The sequence below is a fragment of the Leeia speluncae genome (assembly GCF_020564625.1).
Taxonomy (GTDB): domain Bacteria; phylum Pseudomonadota; class Gammaproteobacteria; order Burkholderiales; family Leeiaceae; genus Leeia; species Leeia speluncae.
Genome location: NZ_JAJBZT010000001.1, coordinates 434,402 through 460,001, shown reverse-complemented (window position 1 = coordinate 460,001; position 25,600 = coordinate 434,402). Strand labels below are relative to the sequence as shown.

The 25,600-nt window shown below is 43.9% G+C and carries 21 protein-coding genes and 1 pseudogene; 6 read left to right on the top strand and 16 right to left on the bottom strand.

Translation table 11 applies throughout. The features are described 5' to 3' along the window. Nucleotides 1-111 precede the first annotated feature (111 nt). From LIN78_RS02235 to LIN78_RS02225, 3 genes and pseudogenes are all read right to left on the bottom strand, one after another. On the bottom strand, nt 112-3,528 hold the full coding sequence (locus LIN78_RS02235; protein ID WP_227178029.1) for an AAA family ATPase: 3,417 nt from the start codon (nt 3,526-3,528) through the stop codon (nt 112-114). After that, nucleotides 3,525-4,742, bottom strand: coding sequence for an exonuclease subunit SbcD (sbcD, locus tag LIN78_RS02230; protein WP_227178027.1), 1,218 nt, complete (start codon nt 4,740-4,742; stop codon nt 3,525-3,527). The genes LIN78_RS02235 and sbcD overlap by 4 nt, the downstream gene beginning before the upstream one ends. A gap of 217 nt (nt 4,743-4,959) precedes the next feature. After that, nucleotides 4,960-5,165: pseudogene (locus LIN78_RS02225) on the bottom strand (integrase core domain-containing protein); the annotation flags it as partial. A gap of 633 nt (nt 5,166-5,798) precedes the next feature. Here LIN78_RS02225 and LIN78_RS02220 point away from each other — a divergent pair. Further along, nucleotides 5,799-7,217: a tyrosine-type recombinase/integrase gene (locus tag LIN78_RS02220; protein ID WP_227178025.1), complete on the top strand. Its 1,419-nt coding sequence runs from the start codon at nt 5,799-5,801 to the stop codon at nt 7,215-7,217. Nucleotides 7,218-7,349: 132 nt separating this feature from the next. Here LIN78_RS02220 and LIN78_RS02215 read toward each other — a convergent pair whose 3' ends face one another. From LIN78_RS02215 to LIN78_RS02200, 4 genes are all read right to left on the bottom strand, one after another. Next, complete coding sequence (locus LIN78_RS02215; RefSeq protein WP_227178023.1) at nt 7,350-8,168, bottom strand: hypothetical protein; 819 nt, start codon at nt 8,166-8,168, stop codon at nt 7,350-7,352. Nucleotides 8,169-9,661: 1,493 nt separating this feature from the next. Beyond that, nucleotides 9,662-10,528, bottom strand: a complete 867-nt coding sequence (locus LIN78_RS02210; RefSeq protein WP_227178021.1) for an NAD(P)-dependent oxidoreductase — start codon at nt 10,526-10,528, stop codon at nt 9,662-9,664. 60 nt (nt 10,529-10,588) lie between these two features. Next, nucleotides 10,589-11,722: an NADH:flavin oxidoreductase/NADH oxidase gene (locus LIN78_RS02205; protein WP_227178019.1), complete on the bottom strand. Its 1,134-nt coding sequence runs from the start codon at nt 11,720-11,722 to the stop codon at nt 10,589-10,591. A 71-nt stretch (nt 11,723-11,793) separates the two neighbouring features. Continuing rightward, complete coding sequence (locus tag LIN78_RS02200; RefSeq protein WP_227178017.1) at nt 11,794-12,315, bottom strand: SRPBCC family protein; 522 nt, start codon at nt 12,313-12,315, stop codon at nt 11,794-11,796. Between the two features lie 106 nt (nt 12,316-12,421). On the opposite strand from LIN78_RS02200, the gene LIN78_RS02195 reads away from it, so the two are divergent. Then, nucleotides 12,422-13,354 carry a LysR family transcriptional regulator gene (locus LIN78_RS02195; RefSeq protein ID WP_227178015.1) on the top strand — a complete coding sequence of 311 codons (933 nt, stop codon included), beginning with the start codon at nt 12,422-12,424 and terminating at the stop codon, nt 13,352-13,354. A 14-nt stretch (nt 13,355-13,368) separates the two neighbouring features. Here the strand turns inward: LIN78_RS02195 and LIN78_RS02190 are convergent, their stop codons facing one another. The 7 genes from LIN78_RS02190 to LIN78_RS02160 all read right to left on the bottom strand — a co-directional run bounded on the left by LIN78_RS02190 (nt 13,369) and on the right by LIN78_RS02160 (nt 19,984). Continuing rightward, nucleotides 13,369-14,370, bottom strand: a complete 1,002-nt coding sequence (locus tag LIN78_RS02190; protein ID WP_227178014.1) for a GlxA family transcriptional regulator — start codon at nt 14,368-14,370, stop codon at nt 13,369-13,371. After that, nucleotides 14,367-15,401 carry a GlxA family transcriptional regulator gene (locus LIN78_RS02185; protein WP_227178012.1) on the bottom strand — a complete coding sequence of 345 codons (1,035 nt, stop codon included), beginning with the start codon at nt 15,399-15,401 and terminating at the stop codon, nt 14,367-14,369. The genes LIN78_RS02190 and LIN78_RS02185 overlap by 4 nt, the downstream gene beginning before the upstream one ends. A 101-nt stretch (nt 15,402-15,502) precedes the next feature. Beyond that, the gene (locus LIN78_RS02180) at nt 15,503-16,633 is read right to left on the bottom strand and encodes a branched-chain amino acid ABC transporter substrate-binding protein (RefSeq protein WP_227178010.1); all 1,131 of its coding nucleotides are present in this window, start codon (nt 16,631-16,633) and stop codon (nt 15,503-15,505) included. 56 nt (nt 16,634-16,689) lie between these two features. After that, a complete protein-coding gene (locus tag LIN78_RS02175) occupies nt 16,690-17,553 on the bottom strand; it encodes a tetrahydrofolate dehydrogenase/cyclohydrolase catalytic domain-containing protein (RefSeq protein WP_227178008.1) in 864 nt (287 codons plus the stop codon). Between the two features lie 11 nt (nt 17,554-17,564). Next, nucleotides 17,565-18,440 carry a formyltetrahydrofolate deformylase gene (gene purU / locus LIN78_RS02170; RefSeq protein WP_227178006.1) on the bottom strand — a complete coding sequence of 292 codons (876 nt, stop codon included), beginning with the start codon at nt 18,438-18,440 and terminating at the stop codon, nt 17,565-17,567. A gap of 148 nt (nt 18,441-18,588) precedes the next feature. Continuing rightward, a complete protein-coding gene (locus tag LIN78_RS18300) occupies nt 18,589-19,158 on the bottom strand; it encodes a helix-turn-helix domain-containing protein (RefSeq protein ID WP_227178004.1) in 570 nt (189 codons plus the stop codon). Between the two features lie 208 nt (nt 19,159-19,366). After that, nucleotides 19,367-19,984 (bottom strand): TetR/AcrR family transcriptional regulator, encoded by a 618-nt coding sequence (locus tag LIN78_RS02160; protein WP_227178002.1) that lies wholly within the window; start codon nt 19,982-19,984, stop codon nt 19,367-19,369. Between the two features lie 302 nt (nt 19,985-20,286). On the opposite strand from LIN78_RS02160, the gene LIN78_RS02155 reads away from it, so the two are divergent. Continuing rightward, on the top strand, nt 20,287-21,396 hold the full coding sequence (locus LIN78_RS02155) for an alkene reductase (protein WP_227178000.1): 1,110 nt from the start codon (nt 20,287-20,289) through the stop codon (nt 21,394-21,396). Nucleotides 21,397-21,472: 76 nt separating this feature from the next. After that, on the top strand, nt 21,473-22,123 hold the full coding sequence (locus LIN78_RS02150) for an NAD(P)-dependent oxidoreductase (protein WP_227177998.1): 651 nt from the start codon (nt 21,473-21,475) through the stop codon (nt 22,121-22,123). A 398-nt stretch (nt 22,124-22,521) separates the two neighbouring features. On the opposite strand, the gene LIN78_RS02145 is transcribed toward LIN78_RS02150, so the two are convergent. Beyond that, complete coding sequence (locus tag LIN78_RS02145) at nt 22,522-22,839, bottom strand: helix-turn-helix domain-containing protein (protein ID WP_227177996.1); 318 nt, start codon at nt 22,837-22,839, stop codon at nt 22,522-22,524. Nucleotides 22,840-22,925: 86 nt separating this feature from the next. Between LIN78_RS02145 and LIN78_RS02140 the strand changes: the two genes are divergently transcribed. Together LIN78_RS02140 and LIN78_RS02135 are read left to right on the top strand one after the other, a co-directional pair. Then, nucleotides 22,926-23,333, top strand: a complete 408-nt coding sequence (locus LIN78_RS02140) for a DUF6896 domain-containing protein (protein ID WP_227177994.1) — start codon at nt 22,926-22,928, stop codon at nt 23,331-23,333. Beyond that, nucleotides 23,326-24,753 carry a type II toxin-antitoxin system HipA family toxin gene (locus LIN78_RS02135; protein WP_227177992.1) on the top strand — a complete coding sequence of 476 codons (1,428 nt, stop codon included), beginning with the start codon at nt 23,326-23,328 and terminating at the stop codon, nt 24,751-24,753. The genes LIN78_RS02140 and LIN78_RS02135 overlap by 8 nt, the downstream gene beginning before the upstream one ends. A 206-nt stretch (nt 24,754-24,959) precedes the next feature. Here the strand turns inward: LIN78_RS02135 and LIN78_RS18370 are convergent, their stop codons facing one another. Next, a complete protein-coding gene (locus LIN78_RS18370) occupies nt 24,960-25,154 on the bottom strand; it encodes a helix-turn-helix transcriptional regulator (RefSeq protein ID WP_227177990.1) in 195 nt (64 codons plus the stop codon). Nucleotides 25,155-25,600 lie beyond the last annotated feature (446 nt).

The window sequence follows — 25,600 nt, the reverse complement described above, 5'->3', positions numbered from 1 at the left end:
TATGCCTTTTTAGTTAGCCAACTGTTAGATTAGATCAAATTATTCATTCGTCAATAAATAATGACATAAAAATTGATTTCTCAACGGCTAGATAAATCAATCACACAAAAATTACGATTTAATCCGAATCTGAGACGTACCTATTCCAGCCCCTTTTTGAATCACTATTTGCACTGGAATGCGTTCTTTTAAGCCTTCAATATGGCTAATAATTCCAATCGACTTTCCAGCTGCATTTAAATTATCCAGTGCATCCAGTGCCACAGACAAAGTCTCCGCATCCAATGTGCCAAACCCTTCATCTAAAAATAAAGAATCAATCGACGTTTTCTGACTCACTAAATCAGACAAAGCCAATGCCAGCGCCAAACTTACCAAAAAGCTTTCCCCTCCAGACAAGGTTCGGGTGTCTCGTCTAGCATCTGCTTGCCAAGTATCCTCAATTTCCATTTCCAATTCGCCACTAGCTTTACGTTGCAATTGGTATCGGCCTTGTAGTCGGCGTAAGTGCGAATTCGCTAAATAAATCAAATGATCCAACGTCAAACCTTGGGCAAATCTACGGTATTTATCCCCACTTTGCGAACCGATTAAATCATTCAATCTAGCCCAGAGATCACACGTCTTTTCTTGAGAAGCGATCGCCACCATCTGTTCCGCAAATTGCGCTCTAGCAGACACATCTGCTGCTAACAATGCTTTCAACGTCGCCATCTCTCCTGTCAAACGTTCTTTATCTTGCTCAGTCGTCTGCCATCTTGCTAGCACGTCTTCTTTAGGCATGTCGGTAAGCGACTTCGCAAGCAAAGTCTCTTGCTGCAGAACAATATCCGCCAATAATGCTTCAGCCGTCAGTAAGCCATCGTTTAAGCGTTTTGCTTGTAGTGTAAGTTGTGCCACCAATTCATCGGTCAAACGAGCCGCTAAAAATGCATCCTCATCAGCAAATGGGCTACTTGATAACGTGTCTGCCCACCGCTCAGCCAACTGGGTCACGTTGGTTTGTGCCTCAATAATCAGAGATTCCCCCATTGCTAACTGAGCCATCGTTGCCTGATAGTTCGCTTGTAAAGAAGATACCTGTTGAAGCGCCAAGGTTAACTGCGGCAACTCGCCGGCAGTATCAATCGTCGGCATCGCATCATCAGACATCGCGAATGCATGCCATTTTTGCTGCCAACTTTCTACCAACGGATTACACGTCGCCAGCGTAAGTTCCAGCGCGGTTAACTGCTGCCGAAACTGTTGCGCCTTAGTCTGCTGTGCCGTCCACAATGCCAGATCATTCATTCTTGCTGGCAGCCACTCATCTAAAGGCAAATCAAGCACAAAGCCTGCCGCAACAATCTTGGCAATCAGCTGTTCCTGTAGTTGAAGGTGTTGTTGAGCGCTTTCTCTTTGCGATACCTGTAATTCTGAAAGCTGCAGGTGTAAATGTGCTATGTGCTGCTGCGCAATCTGCACCGCAAACTGCTGTTCATTCAGTTGGATATTCGCTGCATCAAACGCTTGTTTGAAAGACTGAATCTCGGCGTCAACACTTAGTGCTAATTGCACAACAGTCTGCATCTTATTTAGCACATCCATAAATGCAGTAAACAATGCATCCAGCGTTGTCTTCTCTTGCCATGCATCATCTGCCACCAGCAAATAGCCAGCCACTAACAACCACTCGCCAGCTTGCGCCTGTTCGTCAGCAGAAATCTGTTCTCTTTGTTGCACCTGAGACTGCAAACGCTCCTGTAAGGCAGCCAGTCTTGCCTGACAAGCACTCTTCTGTTCACTTAGCTCAACTAACTCGGCTTGCAAAGCGGTTAAACGGCTTTCCACTTCCGGTGCCTGATCAGTTTGGTACGCCGTGACGAATGGGTGCGAAGTAGCCCCACATAGAGGGCATTCCTCGCCGGCCTTTAAATGTGCGCGGTGCGACTCAAGACTGCGAATCAACTGCGCTTGCACTAGCAACTGCTGTTTATCAGCAACTTGCTCTGTCAGTGACATTACCTGCTTTGAATACCCATCTAAAAGAGATTGCTCACGGTTGAAATCTGCTTCATTCAAGGCAACATCACGAAGCAATTGCTCTTTTTGGCTAAGCAATTGCTGCCGCTGCTTAGCTAGTTGAATCAGACTCTCCCAACGCTGCTTATCCAATAACTTAGCCTGATACGCAGTTTGGACATTCGCAATCGACTCCCCTGCCAATATCACAGACAATTGCTCACTTTTCTCCGCAAGAATCGCCTGGGTTTGGTTTACGGCAGAAGCATGTTCAGCCACCGTTTGCACTAACAGTTGGTAACTAGCAGACGCTTTATTAATGTCATCTTCAACAGCCTGTATCTGGGTAGTTTGTTTCGCTATTTGTGCCGCTAAATCATTTATCCCTTGATAGCTAACTTGCCATGCACCTAACTCTGTTTGCAAAAGGGAAAAATGAGGGTGCGCAGATAGCCAACCATCAAGTTCAGTTAACTGATTCTGCAAGTCAGCCTGATTGTGCAAATATCTCGCCTGTAAATGACGCGCTGACTGCCACCCTTGCCATGTCAAACTAACTAACTGCTCTTTTTGCTGTTGCGATTGCTTTGCTAAATCTTGCTGTTTCTCTTGTAAATGCCCACAAGCCGCCTTACTGTGTTGAAGCTGTTCAAACACAATAGCAATGTCGGCCGCTGGCGCATGCATGGCTAATCGGTCTAGCTCAGGCTTGGCGGCAACAAGCAATTGCTTTTGTGCATTTACACTCGTTTCAGTAGCTAGCCGCTTATTTGCTAATGCATCGATGTCAGCAAACCATTGCAAGCTAACCTGTAACTCGCCTGCTAATTGCTTCTTTTTTGCTAGTTCACTATCAACATCCGCTAGTTGAGTTTCTTTCTCTACGCGCAACGTTTCAGACATCACGCTAACCATGTCAGCCTTCAGTCGAAGCGTCCGTAAACTTTCCGCTTCCGTCTTATGTCGCTCGAACACCTTTTGCGAAATCAAACCATACACATCCGTACCGGTAAGCTTTTCTAACAAGCCAGCCCGCTCGCTTGCATCTGCATTCAAAAAGGCGGCGAATCCACCTTGTGCCAGCAGCATAGATTTCGTAAACCGACCAAAATCCAAACCGGTAATTTCTTCAATTAGGCGTTTCTTTTCATTCACCTGGCTAGCTAAAATTTTCCCATCAATTTCAGCCAACTCCACTTGCGCAGCTTGTAATCGGCCAGAGGCGGCCTTCCGTTGGCTCCAAAAAGCGCGGTAAGCTTTGCCTTTTACTTCAAATGTCACCTCAGCCATACACTCGTTGGTATGGCGAGTCATAATTTCATTACTACTTGCCGTAATCGACTTTAACCTAGGCGTTTCATGGTAAAGCGCCAAACAAATCGCATCCAGCAAAGTAGACTTTCCTGCCCCCGTAGACCCAGTTATCGCAAATAAACCATTTTCCTTAAATGGAGAAGCCGTAAAATCAATGGCCCACTCATCCTTTAAAGAGTTTAAATTCTTTAACCGCAAGCTCAATATCTTCATACTTGCGGCTCCTGTAATTCACTAGCAATTTGCTGATGGCACAAGGTTAATTGGGCAGCCAAATCTTCATCCAACACTTCAACCGACAACCGCCGTAAAAAAACCTCATCAACAGATAGCTCCGCTAACGTTTCTTTTCGTTCTGCTACTAAACTTTGGCTGACATTGCCTCTCGCCCGTTTAATGCGCAAAATTTCAATCGGCAATTCCGCCACCATAGTTTGAAGCCGTAACGTCAAATCACTTAAGTAATCATCCGTTTCCACCTCAACTTCCACCCATACAGGGCGCTCAGGAGTCCCGTGTTTTCCGCTAGTCTTTAACGCTTTTTCAACCGTAGCCAAATCCCCTTTTATACTCGCCATTGGCTGAAAATTAGGAATCAAAACCGGCTGAATCTCCGGGGCAGTACCAGGTTGCTCAAAAGACACCAACAGCATTTGCTTTTCATGACCTAACTCATCAAAGCTAAGCGGAATCGGAGAACCACAATAGCGAATATGCGGTTTTACCACCTGCGGACGATGAATATGCCCTAACGCGATGTAATCAACCGGAGGAAATCCGCTTGCAGGAAATGCAGATAAAGACCCAACATAAATATCGCGAACAGACTCACTAACACTCGCCCCAATAGTAGTCAGATGCCCCGTCGCTATCATCGGTAAACGACCACCCAATTTTGCATTGACCGCCAAGGCAACCTGATACACAGCATCGTAATGCTTCTCTATCGCAAGCATTAATCCAGCCTGTTTATCATCAGCAGATTGCCCATCCTCGCTTTGTTGCACATCACGCGGGCGCAAAAAAGGCACCGCACAAACAACCGCACCTGGCGTACCATCCCTTTTGTTGATGACCACCACTTCCTCATCAATAGAAGCTAAAGCACCGGGTATCACAGAAGTACTCAGATAAGTCAGTAAAGGTTTACTTTCAGCCAGCATCGCAACCGAATCATGGTTACCGCCCAAGATAACCAAACCCACCTGCTTTTCATGTAATCCAACAATCAAACGGTTATATAGTTCGCGTGCATAACTTGGCGGCGCACCCGTATCAAAAATATCCCCCGCAATAATCACCGCATCAATCGCTAATACATCAACCTGCTGCAACAACCAAGCAATCAATTGCTCATGCTCCGCATGACGGTTCTTCCCCATAAAAGACTGCCCAAAATGCCAATCAGAGGTATGTAAAATACGCATGGAGATCACTCAAATGAAAAATTTAATAGGGAAAAATTGAAAAGATATGACACCAAGTCGAATGAATTATTTCACACTCAGTTGCTCAGTAGATGAGCGAGTAAAAGAAAAGTGAACAAACAGAAGAATGATTTCATCAATAATCAAAGAAAACTTGTATTTGACGAAATTGTAGAGTTCTAAAATAGGTTGACAGTATTTATTGCCACACAACCGCTCAATGTACTGCATCGGGCGTTTTGGATTTCAAGGCTGTGCGGCCTTTCTTCATTATAAATCTGAATCGGCAGGGAAACCATCTTATAAGCTTGCTATAGATCTAATGCCCGACACAGTAAGAATTCTCCCTTAAGTATTCCTTTAGATTTGTTCTGCTAACGCATTGTGATAACAGTCGTAACCATCGGTCATTGTATGAGTGAGTCAATAACGACGATGAACATCTTGAAAGTACAGGTAATGCGCCAATAAAAAGCTTCTAGGGGAAATTTGAAAAATGAACTGACCTGCCAGCACGCTTAAGAAACATGTGCAGAAACAGAGGCACCTATCCAAGAGTACATAGAAAGCTTTATAACCGACAGCACAGACAATCACAATTAGCTAACTTAGGACCATCAGTTTACGCACTGGAATCCAGCAATAAGCAGCAAACTATTAAAAGATAGTGCGTCTACTATGGTCAGAACAGGATGTCAGGGGTTTATCTATTGAGAACGGAGATAGATGAGGTCTAGCTTGATTTGAAATGTGTAAATGCGTTGCAATCACTCGACACAGTATTGGATTTCAATCTGAAACAATCGTGGGGGAAAATATACATAACAAAAAGGCCACTTTCAAAAGTGGCCTGATTATTTGAAACTATTGGTCGGAGCGAGAGGATTCGAACCTCCTACCCCTTGCACCCCATTTAATTATAATATAGTTGTTATTAGACTTTCACACACTCCTTTAAACAACACAACCTATTGAAATATTGGAAAATATGCCATAATTAAATCCACAGTCGTCTAGCAATGTCTAGCCACAGCTCGTTATGATTATGGGGCAAAAATGGGGCAAAATAGTTCTAAGATTACAGTTAAGCAACTTGAGAACCTATCCGATGCAGATGATGGTCGAGTCCTTCGCGAGGTTGGCGGGCTAGTTGGCAAAGTTCGGGCAGGAACACGGGGAATTTCTGTTCTTTTCCGCTATGAGTACTCGCAAGGCGGTAAAAAGATGGACTGCCGCCTCGGTGCCTGGCCAAAAAAGAGCCTCGCGGATATACGTGTTGAGCGGGACCGGTTAAAACCCATTGCGCAGCAGGGAATTAATTTAAACGCAGCCAAAAAAGCTCAGAGTATTGAAGCTCAGGCAGCTGTTGCCGCGACTATCGCCAAAGCCGAGCAAGAGCGAGTTGCCTCTTTAACTGTTGAGGATTTGTTTAACTCATGGATTGTGGACGGTGTTGCAAGAAAAGACGGTAATGCTGAATTGCGTCGTCGATTTGCCAAGGATGTTCTCCCGCAAATCGGTCAGATAGTACTTGGTGAATTACAGCACAGCGATATTCTTTCTGTTCTTAGGAAACAAATGGGACGGGGAGTGGTGCGTTTAGCAGTTTCCACATTTACAGACATCAGTCAAATGATGGCATGGGCAGAAAAACGTAAACCATGGCGGCCATTACTGACCGACGGAAACCCATGTGACCTTGTTGAGATACGCAAATTATTACCCGAAGAGTACGAAGAAGAGCGTGATAGAGTCTTATCAGGCGCTGAAATTCGGGAGCTTGCTGAGATTTTCAAGAAAATGGACTCAGCCTATGAAGGTGCTCCAAATAAGCGGTTGGCAACTCGCCCCGTAGACAAAAAAACGCGCTTTGCGCTCTGGATTAGTCTAGGTACGCTATGTCGCATAGGCGAATTACTAATGGCCCGCTGGGAGCACGTTAATCTTGAGACCGGTGTTTGGTTTATACCTAGAGAAAATGTGAAAGGCGTAAGGGGCAAGAAACATGAACACTATATATTTCTCTCCAACTTTGCACGTCACCAGTTTGCCGAGTTGCATAAGTTAACAGGTTCTGGAGAGTGGTGTTTTCCAGCAAAAAATACTGTCGGCGTTACGACACATGTTTGCCTAAAGACGGTAAGCAAGCAGGTCGGTGATAGACAAATTTGCTTCAAAAATCGCAATTCACCACTCAAGGCACGCGCTTTTGATAATTCTCTTGTTTTATCCAGAGGAGCTAACGGTGAATGGACTCCACACGATTTGCGTCGGACAGGAGCGACTATGATGCAAGCGCTTGGAGTAAGTCTCGATGTCATCGATAGATGTCAAAACCACATAATTACTGGTTCAAAGGTGCGTCGACATTATCTACACCATGACTATTCGAAAGAAAAATCGGAGGCATGGAATTTGTTAGGTAATCGTATCAATGAAATTCTTTCAGAAGATACATTTGAAAGAACAATCTGACGAGCGATGTGATTCTGCTATCAAAATAACAACGCCGCCGAGTGACTACTTCATTCGGGAATCCCAACAACCTAAGCCGAGCTATCTAACAGATAGCTCGGCTTAGTCTATTGCTTACCTTAATTGCCGCCCCTAAATAAGCACCCTATCCCCGTGTGAGAGCTTCTGAACGAAGAACAAAAAAGGAACCTCTTTCCGATAGCCGCGCTGAATAGCAAAATCGAATAGGCGCGAACTTTGCTCACGCACACCGGCGAACCCAGGTTGATGGGCGATACATTGCAACGCCTTCGCCACTTCCGCCATCCTTTGCCGACGCAGTTGGTCACCCAATAAGGTGTACCAGTCAGTCATCTCCTCTCGAGTTCGCCGGAACGTCCAAGCAGCCTTGCCGCGCGTCGTGTGCCGCACCAATTCATATCCACAGAAGATGAGCCGGTGTTTACCTTTTACATCGCGCAGTTGCTCCTCTTCATGTACCAATCCAGCGCCATTGGTAGCCAGCAATAACCACTCGATTCGGCGCTTGCCATCCACCTGAGCCAGCACACTTTCCAGCATGCGTTTAGATGCTAAAGACGCCTCACCAGAGATTGCTACGTTGGTGCCTTTTGTGGATGACGGATTGTCATCCATGCTGGCCAGGGAGTTGTTCTCTGTAGCTGCAGATATATCATCATTAGGCTGCTGTAGGAGCATCCTCTCTGTTGGTAGAAATATCACCAGTGCAGCATTCGCCCTTCCCTGCTGTTTTCGTATCAACCGCTGCGCAGGAGAGCATGCAACTCCGTATTTTTCATGGAGTTTGCGAACGAGTGTTAGCAGGCGCTCCGCCGGGCACTGACCTGAGAAGTAAAAATGGTATCCCTTGGCAACCAGGTCGATAACGCGAGCGAGCGCTGCTGTTTTTGAGCGAGCGATAGGTAATGAGAGTGACTTAGCAACGGTCATGATGTAACTCTTAATTTGTATTAGGTATTGATGTATAGGCAAATGAAGCAGGATGTAATGCAGTAATCAGGCTAAAAGCCTGATTGTTGTAGTGTGATTTTGTGTGACGAAGTCACACTAATTGATGTTCCATGCGCAGCATGGGAATTTTGACGCTATACATATTCAGGACAGTCAAAATTTAGAGATGCACTCGGGGAAGCCCGAGAGGATTGCATGCACGGCAGTCTGTTTTATGAGTCTTCGAAGTATGAGAGAGGACTTATAAAGCAGGCTGCCAACTGCAAACACACACGTCCGAAAGGACCAGTCGGGGCGCCACCCCGGAAGACTCCAGATCGCCAATCTGGAATCGAGCAATCGCTGAAGCCGCATGCCTCTAATAGGGCTGGTGCGGCTACGCTGGGCGCTGGCGGGTGTAACTCCCGTCTTCGACCCAATCAAAATACGTCGTATTTTTTAGCTAACAATGTATGTTGGGCGACACGGAAACGGCACTAGGCAGGAAATGGCCTTGTGACCTGTGACCATGTGAAAGTCGGTGCAAGGCCGACTCGGGGGGCGTACCGGAAGGGCGCAACCCGTACCGCACAGGATGGCTTCTGAGGCCGTGGCAACACGGCAGGGCTGCAAGGGGAAACCTAGCGCAGCTGGCACCTTGAGAAATCAGGGGTCGATGGATAGCTCAAACCTGTAACGGCCCCCAAAGAGGGTGCTGTGCGGAGCAACGTAGAGCCATAGGCATGAAGCCGTGGTTCGTAGTCGATGAAGCATGAACTGAGTACCTGAGCGGCTTTGGAACATCGCGCCGGGGAAACCTACGGGGAGTCGAAAGACTAGGGGAATGCGGAGACAGTGGCGCTATGTTGCGCAGTAACTAGTCACTAACGTGGGAACCTCTCACTGACAGCATCGGGTGGCACCGTGCAGACTGATAGTGAGAGGGGGAGACTAACTGAGTAGGGTTTGACTCATGCGTGATACGACCGAAACGTATGGGGAGCTGCAATTGCAGCGGCACGGAGGTACCGTGTCCCGAAAGGTGGGAGCGATTTGCGAAGTGTGTGGTTGGGCTTGGCAGCCCGTTGTTTGTATGTGCCATTTTACCAGCTTGGCCGCTAGTAAAATGAATGCCTGACCTTGGCCGGTTAGGTAGCAAGACAGGAAAAATTTGAAAGGAAAAAATTACCACTCAGACCCGGGCAACAATCTCGTTGCCCGGGTTGCTTGGCTTAACCTTGACTCATCTCTGAGGCATGAAGCACAAAGTGAACGAATTAATGCATCAAGAGGAATACTCAACGAGAGTATGATCTCTTTTCATGATGCGAATACTTTTATAGCAGAGCCATCAACGGTGATCTCTCAGGGTGAACTCTAAGTACAACCGATACATCATAATATTGGGGGAATTTAGACGAATTATTTTAGAGTGGCCATCATGATCTATCCATAGATATCAACATAAAGGTGATATCTATGGATAGTAACAACTAAACAGATGCAAATAGCTTCACAATAGCTGTCATGTTTTGGTTTCCTAAACCTTTAGCTTCTGCCTCATGAAATACATCTCTTGCTGCTTGAATTGTCGGCGTAAATGAGTCACTCTCGACTACATTCAAAATATAGTTAAAGTCTTTTTCAATCAGTGAAATTGGGAATTGCGGATTAAAGTTACCCGCTTGCATTGAAGTAGCAAGCCGACCGGCAACCACACTCCACACAGGAGTTGTAGCAACGGCGGATAAAACCTGAGAAACATCTGCCCCGCATTTCTGGAGAATACCGATTAGTTCAGCCAATGTGGTTAGCTGAATGCCTAACATTGTATTAGTACAGAGCTTTGCTAAAGCACCATTGCCTAGTTCGCCAACATATTGGATTGAAGAACCCATTTCTCTAAGAAGAAAATCACATTGGTTTAATGTAGTACTTTTTCCTCCAACTAGATAAATAAGTTGTGCCATCTCGGCTTGGGGTGTGCTTCCAGAAACAGGTGCCTCCAACAAGTCGATCCCTTTTTCTGCTGCTGTCTCACCAAATTGCTTGATCCACCGTGGTGTTAACGTTGAGCTTTCAATCGCGATAGCACCCGTTTTCATTCCTGCAAGTGCGCCACCCTCCCGATCTAGCCATACATGTCTTGACGCTTCATCATCTCGTAGCATAGAAATCGCGAAATCAGCTCCAGCTACAGCCTCTTTCGGAGATCGTGCAACTTTTGCCCCTTGATGCAGTAATGGATAAGTAGGTTCATTACTTCGATTCCAAACAGTTAACGAGTATCCAGCACGAAGAAGATTGGCGGCCATTCGAGACCCCATCGCACCCAGTCCAAGAAACGCAATTTGGCTCATCTAATTTCCTTTCAGTTTTTAATAATCGACTATTCAAGCAGAGATAGAGAGCAGGTATTTTTAGGCGTCACCTAAAAGCCTCACTGGATATTGAGCAGCGCCGCGATATCGCTCTAACCAGTGAGCATAGGGTGCAGGTAGAGTCCAGTCGGGGTGTTTAATTTCAAGCGCATGAGCAAGCAGATGAGGATAATGAGGATTCGCAAGCATTGCTCGTCCAATCATCACTAAATCCATTTGTCCACTTTCTACAACCTGCTGGGCAACGAATGGGTTATCTAACCCCCAACTAGATGCAACGGGGATATTGGCTTCTCGTTTGACGCTAGCAGCGATTGGAGCCAAGAATGCAGTTTCGCCCCAAGGAATATGAGTATCTGGAATCACAAAATTAACACTCACATTCAACAGATCAATTCCTAGAACGCGCATTCTTCGAGCAAGCTCTATTGATTCTTCAAGTGTCTCTGTGTCCCGACCATCATATTCAATAACACCCAATCGTGCTGTTAGGGCAAATTTTGCAGGCCAAATGTCTCGAACAGCCTCTAGTGTTTCCAAAATAAATCTAGCGCGATTCTCAAAGCTACCACCATAGTGATCCACACGTTGATTGGAGTGATCTGAAAAAAAGGATTGTGCCAAATAGCCATGTGCAAAATGAAGCTCTAACCATTCGAAGCCCGATTCTTTCGCACGGCGTGCGGCAGCAACAAAGTCAGCCTTTACGCGTTCAATATCTTCGAGTGTCATCTTTCGTGGTGTGCGATTTAATCCACCACCAAATGGTATGGCAGAAGGCGCAATCGTCTCCCATGCTTCTGGCGCATCGGAAGGGATATGATCATCCCCCTCCCACGGACGATTTGCACAAGCTTTTCTTCCTGCATGCGCAATTTGTATTCCTGGTACAGCACCAGCTTTCTTGATAGAAGAAGCAATAATGGATAACCCTTCTTTTTGACCATCCTCCCATAGTCCAAGGCAACTAGGGGTAATTCGTCCTTCAGGAGAAACGGCGGTTGCCTCTACGATTACCAGGCCGGCTCCTCCTCGAGCAATGCTCGCATAATGCGTCTGATGCCAATCATTTGTATAACCATTAACCGCACTATATTGGCACATAGGCGGTACAGCGATTCGATTGCGAAGCTTGATACCATTTAGCTCAAAAGGGGAAAATAAAACTGACATTCCGGTTACTCATCCCAATATAAAAAAAGCCAACATCACCTGAGTATTGTTGGCTGATAAATTCGTTATGATTAATTATTGGATTTGCTTGTATTCAATGCTTCCGCCACAAGCCCATCCAACCAATCTTGATGCCCATTAATCATTGGATTAGGTTTAGCTTTAGCAAGTGCTAGCGCAGGTTTTCCTAATTGTGTTTCTTGAGTAAGAATACGAAGACGGCCACCAGACAGTTCTTCAATTAACCATGCATGATGGACATCTAGACGATCCTCTTCCGTATTGCCTGCCCAGCCATGCCAAGCGATTCTTGCAGCTTGACCTAGTACAGGCGGCACATGCTCGACAACCTGCGCTTCAACAGGGAAGCCAAATGTTTCGAAGTAAAAACGATCGCCATTAGCAAGTTCCGGACCTTTGTCATCATAAAAGCGGGTATTTGCTGAATTAGCGTAATAAGTAGGCCATAGATGCGGTGTATTGAGTAATGTCCAAACGCTCTCGATTGATACGCCGGTGACAATGACTTCGTTAGAGCAATAATTGTCAGTAAACCCTGGTACATAACCTGCTGGCCAAATGATGTCGCTCATAAAGTTTTCCTTTGAATCTAATTAATTGATGAGCGATACTGTACTAATTACATACACTCAAATAAATAGCAGTAAAATCAATTAATTTATTACATAGAAGAACAAAATGAGAGCATTTGATTCAACACAAGTAGGTACTATCGAGTTATTTTGCAAAGCAGCAGAATTTCAGAGCTTCTCTACAGCAGCCGAAACACTTGGACTAACACCTGCGTCTGTTAGCAGGTCAATCAAGCGACTAGAAGAACGCTTGGGTGTTCGTCTATTCTCGCGAACCACACGGCTAGTGAGATTGACTCGTGAAGGTGAGTTATATTGGAATGAATGCAAACAAGCACTCGAACAGATTGCAGAGGCGGAACGGATTATTACCGGCCAGCAGAAAGTCCCAAGTGGATTATTGCGGATAAGTGTTGGAACCTTATATGCAAACTATCGCCTACTGCCAATTTTGAAGAAATTTACTTCCGCTTATCCACAGATTGAACTCGAAATTAGTTTATCGAACCGAGTTGCAGACATTGTGGAAGAAGGATACGACCTTGCCATACGGATTGGTACACCACAAGACACCCGCTTAATTGCACACAAATTGGAAGATGCAACGGTCGGGATCTTTGCTACACCAGAATATCTTCAGGAGCATGGTATGCCAGAACACCTGAATGATTTATCAAACCACGATTGTTTACAATTTGTTCTTCCATCAACAGGCCGAATCATGCCTTGGATATTAAATATGCCTAATGGTGAGCCAATGGATTATCAATTTAATAGCCGTTTTCGCATCCATGAGGATGCTTTCGGCTGTATCAGTTGGGGACTAGCAGGTGGCGGATTATTCCAGACATATCATTTTATCGCTGAACCTGCATTAGCCCGTGGAGAGTTAGTAGAAGTGCTGAAGTCCTATGGAGGAAGATCTCGACAATTTTCAGTGACATATCCACAAAACCGACATTTATCAGCACGTGTTCGCGCTTTTGTTGACTTCTTAAAAACACAACTTTGCTACCCGTCTAGTCCATCACTCCAGTAGTGAGTTTCTTCACATTAATCGAAACGTTGAAAATTGGTTGCGCCATTCTGAATGGATCGTTTTCTCATCTCTCTGGGAGTACATTGAAAGGCTTGTCGAAATGCTTTAGAGAAGTGTGAATTAGAAAGAAACCCAGTGTCCTTAGCAATATGTTCAATCGCAAAGTCTGTATTGAGTAGATATTTTAGCGCCAAGTGCATTCTTGTCTTCTTAATGTATTCTGCAGGCGTTAAACCCATTTCACTAATAAACAAACGTTCTAATTGGCGCGTACTAATATTTATCTGATTAGCAATGTCTGGAATAGTCAGGGGCGTTTTTAAGTTTTTCTCAATAATTTCAGTTGCAATCCGTACGTTACGATTATTGATACGTTGTTGAACCAGTGCAGATGGCTGGGTTTGCACTTCATCATGATTTATGTTTTCAATCATGATTCTCAATGATTTTTCTGCAATCATCTTTCCATAATGACTGGTAATCAACTGCGCGGCCAATTGGGCAGTGCCAATCCCGCCTGCACATGTATATAGATTCCTATCTTGTAAAAATAACGCCTCACTACTTGCATGAATTTCAGGGTAACTAGAAGTGAATTCATGAAATTGAGAGCGACTTACGCAAAATTGATATCCTCTTAATTTAGTGCTTTGAGCAAGTAGAAATACTCCACCGCCAAGACCAACAATACGTTTATTTCTTTTCCAGTGGTTCTCAATCAACTTCAGCATTGAATCATCTAGTAACGAGAGCTCACTGGGCGTCCCGCCAATGATAACTAAATAATCATATAGCAAGTGATCCTCAAGCTTTTTGGTTGGGATGAGTTCCAGTTTACTACTTGTACGAATGTACTGGCCTGAGGAAGAAACAATATCCCAGGTAAACCGAAACTGGCGACTTTGATCCTGATCATCTGAAGCTAAACGTATTGCATCAAGAAAATTGGCAAGTGTACTTAATGTAAAGCCATGATCTAAGATAAACCCAATTGAGATTTGTTTAAGCGGTTTCATTGCAACGTCGTTTCAGCTACTAAAGTATGATGGTTCTTCCTTAATTCAGACGCAGAGAAACCAAATTCTTCTTTAAAACGGCGACAAAAGTACGGTAAGTCAGAAAAACCTGCCTCAAAAGCAATATACGAAATTGAGTGGTTACTATACTTGATGAGCTGATAGGCATGGTTTAGTCTAAGTTTTATAAAAAACTGGGTTGGACTAAGCTTTAACTCTCTCATAAATAGTCTTTCCAAATGACGAGTACTCAGGCTTAATTCATTTGCCACTTCATCCATTGAAAACGGATGCCGTATTCTTTGTTCAAAATGTAATATCGCTTTTTTGAGTTTGGCATTTTGAACTTGAGTAACAAGAGATGGTGGCGGTTGCAAGGTATTGGGCGGTAATGGAAAATCAGATTGCAACTCACGAAGTGCTTGCAATGCAGAAAATTTTCCAAAGTGTTGTTCAATTAAATACGCTGCAAGATGAAGTGCACCAACACCGCCTGCACAAGTAATTCTGCCAGGCTCCACGTGATATAGCCGATCAGAACTACAGCGTAATTGGGGGAACTCACTAACAAATTGTTGATGATGAAACCAACTGATGCAGACTCTTGCAGACGTAAATAGACCTAATCTAGCTAATATAAATGTACCCGTACAAATCCCTATTAGCGTTGTTTGGTTAGCTGCGGCAGATTGAATAAATTGATTAGTCACTGTCGGTAGTTTATTAGACTCATTTAATAATCCACCAACGATCACAAGATAATCATAATGTATGCGTTGCCTTATCAGCGTAGTCGGTACTAAACATAACTGTGCACTGGATTTTATTGGTTGCACATCGTGACTAATCACATCCCATTCAATACGAATTGTTGAGGAGCTTGCTAAGCTTTGCTTTCTTGCAAGCTCAATCACATCCAAAAAATTCGAAAATGCTCCGAGTGTAAACTGTGGAGACAAGATAAAGCCAAAGCGAATGATACGAATTGGCGAAGCATTGCTGTCCTGCCCGCCAGAAGAGTAAACAGCCATTCTAAAAGCCTTGAATGCGAGCGTTGTTAAACACAATTAAAAAAATGCCAGACCAAGGCTTGGTCTGGCAAAGAGCTAACAGACTTTCATCTGTCCCCCAACTATTTAACAGCCACAACTGTCCATTTGCCGTTTTTCACTTGATAAATAGTAACTGGTGCATTTTTAGGCTCACCGTTATTGTCAAATTGGAATTGGCCAGTTACACCTGCATAGTTAATTTTTTGCAGCGCAGGCAAATACTTTGCAGGCTCGACACTGTTTGCTTTTTTCATTGCTTCAGCAACTAGGTAGGCAGCATCGTAGAACTGAGGTGCAAACAGAACCACATCTTGTTTGTAACGCTGCTTATATTTCTTCTCAAACGCCGGTCCACCGGGCTGGCGATCAATTGGTGCGCCTGATACAGCCGAAAAGTGTCCCTCAGCAGCTTTTCCACCAGCTAACTCAATAAACTGGTCTGTATTGAGCATATCCCCACCCATGATCTTGGCCGAAATACCGAGTGATTGCATTTGTTTTACCATTGGAGCACCTTGCGCATCTGCGCCACCATAGAAAAGCACTTCCGGTTTATTCGCTTTAAGAGAGGTTAGAATAGAAGTGAAATCTGTAGATTTATCCGTTGTAAACTCACGGCGTGAAACGGTCCCTCCATTGGTCTTCACTGCTTTTTCAAACTCATCTGCTAAGCCTTGGCCATAGGCGGTACGGTCATCAACGACTACAATATTTTTGGCTTTTAGTGTTTTCACTGCATATTCACCAAGAACCTTACCTAGTAGCGCATCATTGCCGACTAAGCGGAATGCAGATTTAAAACCTTGCTTAAGATATTGAGGATTAGTTGCAACCGCTAACTCAGGAATGCCTGCTTCTGAGTACAATTTCGAAGCCGGAATTGTCACTCCAGAGTTGAAATGGCCAAGCACTGCATTCACTTTCTGATCTACCAATTTCTGGGCGACTTGAGTGCCCGCACGAGGATCGGCTTGGTCATCTTCTGACACAATTTGAAATTTTACTTTCTGACCAGCAATGGTCAGACCCTTTACATTTAACTCTTCAACAGCGAGTTGAACACCATTCAAGTTGTCTTTGCCATAGTGAGCTTGAGGGCCTGTTAATGGCGAGCCAAAGCCTAATTTAACAATGGTCTCGGCCTGTGACACTAGGCTTAAAGTACCTAATACAAAAGCCGAAGTGATCACGGTTGATGCTGTATGTTTCATCTTACTCTCTCCAAAAGTTTGCAACGATATACAACCAACGGGGGGGATTTAAATCTTTAATGCCTACTACCATCTCCGGATAAATAGAGTTGATAGGCAGAATCGACAGTTTGTGAAATTAAGGTAGAAATAGTCATAGGGCCTACGCCTCCTGGAACAGGGGTATAAGCTAGGCTTCTCTCTGGTAGTGTGCTGACTTCGATATCACCGATGCCTCCAGGATGATAACCGGCATCAATAACAATTGCGCCATCCTTTATCCATGCTGATTTGATGAAGTGAGGCTTACCGACTGCCCCGACAATTAAATCGGCTCTAGAAATGATTTCCGGCAAATGTTTCGTCCTAGAGTGACAAATGGTGACGGTCGCATTTTCATTTAACAACATTTGAGCCATCGGCTTGCCTAGGATCGTGCTTCGACCAACAACGACTGCATTTAGCCCCGATAAATTGACTTCATGAAATGCCAATAATTTCATTACGCCAGATGGTGTTGCTGCACCATAAGAAAATTGGCCAAAACTCATTCGTCCGAACCCATGGCAGGTAACACCATCGACGTCTTTATCTAAGTCGATTCTGTCAAAACACGCCTGCTCATCAATTTGAGGAGGAACAGGATGTTGAAGCAAAATTCCTCTAACACTCTCATCTTGATTAAGTGAGTCAATGACAGCTAGTAATTCAGCAGTACTAGTTTCTTGAGGCAGTACGATCTTACGAGAGCCCAAACCTACCCGGTGACAGGCATTTACTTTCATCTGCACATAAATCGCAGAGGATGGATCATCACCCACAAGAATGGTTGCAAGTACTGGAGTAATACCCGTTTTTTCGATAAGGTTGCTAACTTTGATTTTTAAGCTAGACTCGATATCCAAGGAAAGAGACTTTCCATCCAAAACTGTAGCCTTCATTGCAATCCCCTTTACTTAAAGACAACCGTTCGATGTCCATTCATAAATACACGGCGCTCTATGTGAAAACGAACGGCTTTTGCCAGCGCTAAACGTTCAGAATCTCTACCTGCTGCCACTAGGTCATCAGGCATAAAAGCATGGTCGACTCGCTCGACTACTTGTTCGATAATTGGACCTTCATCAAGATCTGCCGTGACATAGTGAGCAGTCGCGCCAATCAGTTTTACACCGCGGTCAAATGCTTGGTGATAAGGTTTTGCCCCTTTAAAACCAGGTAGGAAAGAGTGATGAATATTGATTGCACGCCCAGAGAGTTTTCTACAGAGATCATTTGATAAGATCTGCATATATCGAGCTAACACAACTAATTCACTCTTAGTTGAATCCACAATCTCTAATAACTTATTTTCTTGCGCCGCCTTATTCTCTGGATTAACAGGTAAATAATGGAAAGGCACATCATTTGATTCGACAAACTCACGCAAATCTTCATGATTTGAAACAACAGCTGTTATGTCGATTTTTAATTCGCCCGTTTTTTGACGATAGAAAAGATCTTGTAAGCAATGGTCAAACTTAGACACCATCAGCAACACTTTTGGTCTTTCAGCCGCGTCATAGATATCCCAGTCCATTTCAAAACTAGCAGCTGTCGCTTTGAAAGCGTCTTTAAGCTCATCAAGAGAAGCGGGATGATGAGCGCTAGTTGTAAAAGTTACTCTGGAGAAATATCTATCTGACTCAACATCATCAAACTGAGACATAGACGTGATGTAGCAACCTCTGTCAGCAAGAAAGTTACCAATTGCAGCAACAATGCCGCATAACCCCTTACAGCTGACCATTAAAATAAAGCTTTCTTGTACTGATTGCTTGTCGTTCATCACGCACTCCAAAATAAAAAGTTACATAGAATAATAAATATAACACTAAATTTATTTTTTCGTGTAACTTTTTATTTTGCAAGTTACAAAAAAACACTCGATCATTTAACTGATGGAGTGTCCTTTAGACGTTTATCACTAAATTTTTTTAGTACATTGGAGGGGAGATTACCCACACAAGAATCACAGGCTCTTCCGAATTATTTTTCCAGCGAAAAGGCGCATTCTCAATTCTAAAGCTATCACCAGCAGAAACTTGAAATGCTTGCTCATTAATCCACAAATCGAGTTTCCCAGAAATTACATAGACTTCTTCTTCTGTTACACGCTGAACTGGGTCTTGCGCAGCACCAGGCTCAATTCGACTAAGAATCATTTCAAAACTGCCACCGATACTTGGAGAGAGTAATTCCTCAACTAAGCCATCCGTCACTGTGCCAATTTTTCGCCGTGTATCTGCCCTTACAATCTTGCCCTTTTCTGAATTTGGCATAGTGTCCGATGAAAAGAACCACCCCAGTGGAACACCAAGCGTTTTTGCAATGGCTTTTAAATCAGGAATAGATGGATCTGTTTGTCCCCGCTCAACTTGGCTGATAAAGCTAACAGAGCGATTGATGGAGCTAGCTACATATGCAAGAGATTTCCCTTTTGCTTTACGTAGTTTCCTAACCTCTTCCCCAAGGGTAGGCGCTGTATTGATGTCGGTTTGACTCACAAAAAATCCTTGAATTCATCATCAGTTTAGTTGATTGATGTATCTATTGTACGACTATTAAATACAACAGGGGAAGTTGGCAAGACGATGAAAGGACAATTTCAGGCTTTGGAACTTGAAATTTGACCGAACTAGGAAGCATCAAATTAGATGATTTATTCGGTCGTTTTTCGCAAGAAAGGACTCGAGAAGGGCTACTTTAGACATTTCATACAAGTATCGAATGAAAAACGACTTCCATGAATGTAATTAGTGGTGCATCACTGTTGTCAGCCCGCATTCTTAATAATGCCCCTTCCCAGCTATTAAGAAGGAATTGCGCGATAAGGGACGCAGACAATGGATTGTTAATTTCTCCATTTTTTTGTGCCGCAGCAATGCAATGCTCGAAAAGAGAACTCCATGTACTAAAGTGTAGAGAGAGGCTTTCACGAATCAACAGGCTATGGTCTGCAATTTCCAAGCTTAGGTTACCCAATAAGCAGCCACGAACATAGCCGGCAGCCCGAAAGCCATTAATGCGCTGCTCAAAATACATTTTCAATTTATCTAGTGGCGGAATATCAGTCCGCTCAAAATGGGCCTGAATATCAGCAAGGCCACGATTAAAGTAAAAATCAACCACCTCTTTTCCGAAAGCTTCCTTGCTTTCAAAATGGTTATAAAAAGATCCTTTTGGCACGTCTACCGCATCAACAATTTCTTTAATCCCTGTCGCAGAAAAACCAGCCTCATGAAACATCCTCATCCCTGCTTGAATAAGATTATCACGCGTATGTGGCTTAGGTTTAGGCCCTCGACGTGCAGGAGAGGATTGGTATTCCATTAAAAGTTCCTTACTTAATTATGACCGGTCGTCTTTTAATTTTGTTACGCTTGTGCTTCAGTGTCAAGAACATCATTAGTTAATCCCCATTAAGTTAGATATAACCAGCAGCTCTTCTCCCCCTTCATTATCTTACGATCAATTTTCACCGTAGAAACATTGCGTACCAAGTTAGATATCCTACTTGACTAATTCAAGACGACCGGTCATATTATAAAAAAGAAGATTAGTTTACGTTAACAAATACCAGCATCTTTGCTTTTTTCATCGGACTTGAATTGTTATTAAAGAGGATTTGTAAAATGAACGCCCCCTCGCTATTTTCCCCATTAAAACTTGGTCGCTATCAGCTTAGCCATCGTGTCGTCATGCCTCCACTAACCCGCATGCGAGCCGAAAAGGGGAACGTACCAAATTCACTTGCACCAGCGTATTACAGCCAGCGAGCCACTGCAGGTGGATTTATTGTTGCCGAAGCAACTCAGATAACCCCTTATGGACAAGGCTATCCGTCAACGCCTGGAATTCATACTACCGCACAGGTAGAAGGGTGGAAAAAAGTAACGAATGCCGTACATGCCAAGGGAGGGCTTATCTTTTTACAGTTGTGGCACGTTGGTCGCTCGTCGCACTCAAGTTTTCAACCAGATGGCGTTCTACCAGTTGCGCCTTCTCCGATTGCAATCTCAACCGAAGTATCACTGACCCCAGATTGGAAACAGGTTCCTTACGAAACACCTCGAGCGCTCAACTTAGATGAAATACCAAGCATCATTGAGGCCTATCGAGATGGCGCACGTAATGCGATGTCTGCAGGCTTTGACGGTGTTGAAGTACATGGTGCGAATGGCTATTTACTCGAACAATTCCTACATAACAGCTCGAATCATCGTCAAGACCGCTACGGTGGGTCTATTGAAAATCGTGCGCGCTTGCTACTTGAAGTGACTCAAGCAGTCACCGAGATATGGGGAGCAGATCGTGTAGGCGTTCGCCTGTCACCATTTTCAACTTATAACGATGTGGGCGATTCCGACCCTATAAAACTCTACAGCTATGTGCTTCAAAATCTAGAAAAAACAGGTATCGCCTATGTAAGTCTGATTGAGGCTCGTGGCGGTGGTGGAATGCAGATTGGCACGCCAAGCTCTGTTGACGAACTTCGTGCCTTTTGGCCAAGAACATTAATTTTATCGGGCGGATTCACAAAAGAAACAGCAGAAGACGCAATCAGTGCTGGTCGCGCAGATGCGATTGGATTTGGACGATGGTTCATTGCGAATCCAGATTTACCTTGGCGGCTCAAAACCAATGCCCAATTAAACCCTTATAACCGTTCAACCTTTTATGGTGGCAATGCTATTGGTTACACCGATTATCCAGCTTTTGAGGAGTCGGATCTTATTAATTAGGCCAACAAAATCACTTACTACTGAGTATCAATTGATTCTCAGTTCACTTAAAAAGTTCTTTATCAGGAGACTAAGCATGAAAGTAGTTGTTTTAGCAGCAACAGGGCAAGCAGGTAGAACGGTACTCAGTGAGCTGATTTACCGTGGGCACGAAGTAACAGCTGTTGCAAGGAATACGGACAAATTGCCAAAAAGTATCCGTTCAGTACAAGATGACCTAAGCAGCGTAGAACGAATTGCAGACATCATTTCCGGCGCTGATGCGGTCGTTAGTGCATACGGCCCAGACAAAAGTGATCCGAGATTCTTCTCTGATATTAATTACACAGATCAATTGGCAAGCGTAACGGAACGAGAGATTGAAGCCATCCGTCAATCAGGTGTCCCTCGACTTATTATGGTAGGGGGAGCAGGCTCACTTTGGTTCTCTAAAGGTGTGACTGTGCTCAACTCTGGCCATTGGCCAGAACCTCTCGTTCCAATAGCAACGTCGCATATGAAAGCGTTTGCGGCCTTGCGTTCATCAAACATCAATTGGACTTACTTTAGCCCTCCAATGCTAATTGAACCAGGAGTACGAACAGGCATTTTCAGACTTGGCACTGATGATGTGATTTTTGATGACAAACAAAAGAGCAAGGTTTCGTTTGAAGATTATGCAGTTGCGCTAGTGAATGAACTAGAGAAACCTGCACATGAACGAGCGCGCTTCACGATTGGCTATTAGTACCTATCTAACACCAAATACATGTTGCTTGTATTAAGACTAGCTAGAACTGAATGGCAAGCTTCTCTCTATTTAGTTCTAGGTCTTTTTCATGTTTAGAAGAGTGAACACCATCTGACCACAATAAATTGAGCTCCAGAACACTCTTCCAAACAGATTGCAAACGGTCTTTCAAATGCGAGTATACTTTGTCGCTCTAGCTGGTCGACGGTGAATATGGCATTTCGTCTCATAAGTGCGAGTCTGTATTATTAGTAAATAATAAAGTACTGCAACAGTCTGTGAATTGATGAAATACCAACATTATATATTAGTCATCTGAGTAACCACTTTGGCCGAAAAGTAGGTCTTTCACCTGAATTGTTTTATTAGTTACATCTCAAACCGACAAAAAACATTCATGTACTTCGTTGTAGTTCCGTTAGAAATTTAGCTCTATCACTATCGGTCAACTTCTCCCACGCTTTTACCAAGCTTGCCAGTTCGTCATCTTCACAATAAAAGTAGATGACTGGCACCCCCAGAATGCCAGCTAGTTTTTCTGCCATTTCAAAGTTTGGCTCGTGTACGCCTGTTTCATATCTGGAAATCCTTGCACTGGCCGTATGTTCATCTAGACCAACCAAGACACCTAGACGGTCTTGGGGTAAGCCAGCCATTTTGCGAGCCTCACGGAGGCGTCGCCCTATTACATTCGATTTGGAATTTGCGCTCATTCTACGATAGTCGTAGAATTGTCACAGCAAATCTCTACGTAAATCGTAGATTTAACTTTTTTTTGAAATTTCACAGGGGAAACGTGATGGACCAACGACTAGCAGTACTTATTAAAGATTACCTAGCTGATGTAGCTACTGCGATAAGGATATTGGAGACGTGCGGCTTTAGACGACCACAAACCAATATCCAATGGGCTTTTTCACCCCGTCCTCGTCTAAATGGACTAGCAAAATCCTTCTCGTTACGTAAGCATGGAATCGGTTTGGAATGTCAAATGGGGGAAATAAATGTCGATTTTGACTTTGGCCTAAATGGCGAAATTAATCGCTTTGATGCTTGGAAACTCGTGGATTATGTGAGAAATAATCCTGGCAAATATGAACTCCGTACTGAGAATGAAATAAGGGACTGCGTTGCAGAGGGGATTGCATCAGGAGAAATCATCCGTGAGGAAGGGTCATGGTATTTAAGTTCAGACAAAGATGCTTAAGAGCAATCCACTTTGTCATGATAATTTTCAAGAACCATCAGGCTCTCAATTGATTAGCTTTTTCGCTTTGAACATGCTCAATATTTTCTCTCACTTGCCACAAGATGGTGGCAAGTGGCAATTAGTCGGTAAACTCCATATCACCTTACCAAACAGTGCTAATCATCTCATTGAAAGGCACACATTTTCGTACGAATTGCCATATAGCCATTCAAAATATGCATTCCCTATAGACCCCACTAGCCTCGGGGTTAAGCAGCCTCCCTCATCAGAAGTTTACTTTCCAGCACATGGCTTACTTTCATTTGGTGGTATCTGTGATGCAGCGCCTGATGCATGGGGCCGCCGGGTTATCGAGACGCGTTTTAACGCGTCGCTTAATGGATTACCGGAATCTACTTATTTGCTTGCTGCGGGTGGAGATAGGATTGGTGCGCTAGATATACGAGCTTCAATCAACTCCCCCTATACACCATCAGCCTGCCCTATCGACAAGATTTCCACTTTATTAGAAATCAAAAGCATTATCGAAAGCGAAGCACTACTTCCATCAACATTTCTCCACTTACTGCCAAGCATGTGCGGTGCGGGAGGCGCACGCCCAAAAGCAATCATTAGAGATGAAGATATGTGTCTGTGGCTAGCTAAATTTCCTTCAGCAAATGACAGTCATGACTTGGTTACTGCGGAATACTGTGCAATGAAGCTTGCCAAGGCGTGTGGTTTAAACGTAGCGGAAGTGAGAAGAGAATTCATAGGTAATCAACCTATCTTACTTGTAAGACGATTTGACAGATTCTGGCATCACCTTGATGAGTCAATTCACACCGCCAATCTCTATGACGCATTACAGAAGCCTGGCGCACATGAATATCGGATTCCCTTCATTAGTGCCTTAACCTTACTTGGGTGTAGTGAGTTTGATTCCCCCTACATGAGCTATAGCCATCTTGCGAATGCAATTCGACAAAATGTGCATCCAGATTTTGTAGAGGCCGACTGCAAAGAACTATTCAGCAGAATGGTTTATAACATCCTCATCAATAATGACGATGACCATCTGCGAAATCATGGTTTTCTTTACGATTTTCGAATTAGTGGCTGGAGGCTATCCCCTGTTTATGATGTCGTGCCACGCCCAAGTTTTTCTTACGAAAGACGGCTGCATTTAAATATTGGGACGGAGGGGAAAGTTGCTAGTTTAGAAAACGCTCTTTCTTGTTACGGGGATTTTGTCAAAGATGAAGAAATCGCGATTGATTGCATCCGCCAGTTATGGTCAAAAGTAAGATTATGGAAATCTTGCTTTTCATCTTACGGCGCATCAGAAAGTACAATTAATGATGTAAGTACTGCATTTCGCCCATTAGAAGTAATGGCCAACAAGGATTTAGTGAGCCGTATTGAACGCAAGAAATAAACGTCAGGTAACCCAAACAAGCATTAGAAAATATTTATGTAGATAGGGGCATCAGTTTGATGCCCCTTTCACAGCATGCTAAATAGAAACACGAACTGCAAATACTATCAGACTCTATTAGGCTCCACTTTCTTCCGCACTGCCGCGACCAAGTCACTTGCAGTCGGGTTGTAATATCTCATCGCCATCATGCAGTTAAACCAGACTCATTGGATATTAGAGTTACTGATATCGGCCACAAGTTTTTGGATATCACTCATACGCCACATAGAAAGACGAGCTCCGCATTTTACAGGAGCGGGAAACCTTCCTTGCTTTATCCCGTTGTACCAAGTAGCCCTGCAAACCGGAATAATCCTTAGTACATCTGGCAACCTTAAAAAACAATTGATTTCGTTCATTTTAAACCCTTGCCCCCATATCAATATCAGAAGTTAATGTGAAGTGGGGTACCCTTCATTTCACTCCTAGTACATCCACAAACGGTGTCTAATAGGGTATAGGCTCACCTCCGATAGATATTTGCAGTTAATTGGCAATATCGTAAGAAAATTTCACGATGGAAGAGAAGATTATTAGCGTTTTCAAAGTGAAAAAGGATAATCAGATTTTTGTGCTGGTTAAAGTAGCCTGAAAAATTAGGGCTTTATCTTAAATGATGGCGAAACGGAATCGATGCCTACCCAAAGAGCGGTTGCCTCACCAAGAGTCTAGGCATACATCATTTTGCAAGTGATAAGCAGTAAGGCTATGCTGCGCACATCAGCGCCTACGCCATTTTGCTAGAATGATGACATAACCAAACATCATTCTACAAAGTACCGGACCACCAACTGGCATGCATGCA

Excerpts from the sequence above, each read along its gene's own strand:
- LIN78_RS02235 (WP_227178029.1), bottom strand. The coding sequence starts at position 3,528 with ATGAAGATATTGAGCTTGCGGTTAAAGAATTTAAACTCTTTAAAGGAT.
- sbcD (WP_227178027.1), bottom strand. The coding sequence starts at position 4,742 with ATGCGTATTTTACATACCTCTGATTGGCATTTTGGGCAGTCTTTTATG.
- LIN78_RS02220 (WP_227178025.1), top strand. The coding sequence starts at position 5,799 with ATGGGGCAAAATAGTTCTAAGATTACAGTTAAGCAACTTGAGAACCTA.
- LIN78_RS02215 (WP_227178023.1), bottom strand. The coding sequence starts at position 8,168 with ATGACCGTTGCTAAGTCACTCTCATTACCTATCGCTCGCTCAAAAACA.
- LIN78_RS02210 (WP_227178021.1), bottom strand. The coding sequence starts at position 10,528 with ATGAGCCAAATTGCGTTTCTTGGACTGGGTGCGATGGGGTCTCGAATG.
- LIN78_RS02205 (WP_227178019.1), bottom strand. The coding sequence starts at position 11,722 with ATGTCAGTTTTATTTTCCCCTTTTGAGCTAAATGGTATCAAGCTTCGC.
- LIN78_RS02200 (WP_227178017.1), bottom strand. The coding sequence starts at position 12,315 with ATGAGCGACATCATTTGGCCAGCAGGTTATGTACCAGGGTTTACTGAC.
- LIN78_RS02195 (WP_227178015.1), top strand. The coding sequence starts at position 12,422 with ATGAGAGCATTTGATTCAACACAAGTAGGTACTATCGAGTTATTTTGC.
- LIN78_RS02190 (WP_227178014.1), bottom strand. The coding sequence starts at position 14,370 with ATGAAACCGCTTAAACAAATCTCAATTGGGTTTATCTTAGATCATGGC.
- LIN78_RS02185 (WP_227178012.1), bottom strand. The coding sequence starts at position 15,401 with ATGGCTGTTTACTCTTCTGGCGGGCAGGACAGCAATGCTTCGCCAATT.
- LIN78_RS02180 (WP_227178010.1), bottom strand. The coding sequence starts at position 16,633 with ATGAAACATACAGCATCAACCGTGATCACTTCGGCTTTTGTATTAGGT.
- LIN78_RS02175 (WP_227178008.1), bottom strand. The coding sequence starts at position 17,553 with ATGAAGGCTACAGTTTTGGATGGAAAGTCTCTTTCCTTGGATATCGAG.
- purU (WP_227178006.1), bottom strand. The coding sequence starts at position 18,440 with ATGAACGACAAGCAATCAGTACAAGAAAGCTTTATTTTAATGGTCAGC.
- LIN78_RS02160 (WP_227178002.1), bottom strand. The coding sequence starts at position 19,984 with ATGGAATACCAATCCTCTCCTGCACGTCGAGGGCCTAAACCTAAGCCA.
- LIN78_RS02155 (WP_227178000.1), top strand. The coding sequence starts at position 20,287 with ATGAACGCCCCCTCGCTATTTTCCCCATTAAAACTTGGTCGCTATCAG.
- LIN78_RS02150 (WP_227177998.1), top strand. The coding sequence starts at position 21,473 with ATGAAAGTAGTTGTTTTAGCAGCAACAGGGCAAGCAGGTAGAACGGTA.
- LIN78_RS02145 (WP_227177996.1), bottom strand. The coding sequence starts at position 22,839 with ATGAGCGCAAATTCCAAATCGAATGTAATAGGGCGACGCCTCCGTGAG.
- LIN78_RS02140 (WP_227177994.1), top strand. The coding sequence starts at position 22,926 with ATGGACCAACGACTAGCAGTACTTATTAAAGATTACCTAGCTGATGTA.
- LIN78_RS02135 (WP_227177992.1), top strand. The coding sequence starts at position 23,326 with ATGCTTAAGAGCAATCCACTTTGTCATGATAATTTTCAAGAACCATCA.
- LIN78_RS18370 (WP_227177990.1), bottom strand. The coding sequence starts at position 25,154 with ATGAACGAAATCAATTGTTTTTTAAGGTTGCCAGATGTACTAAGGATT.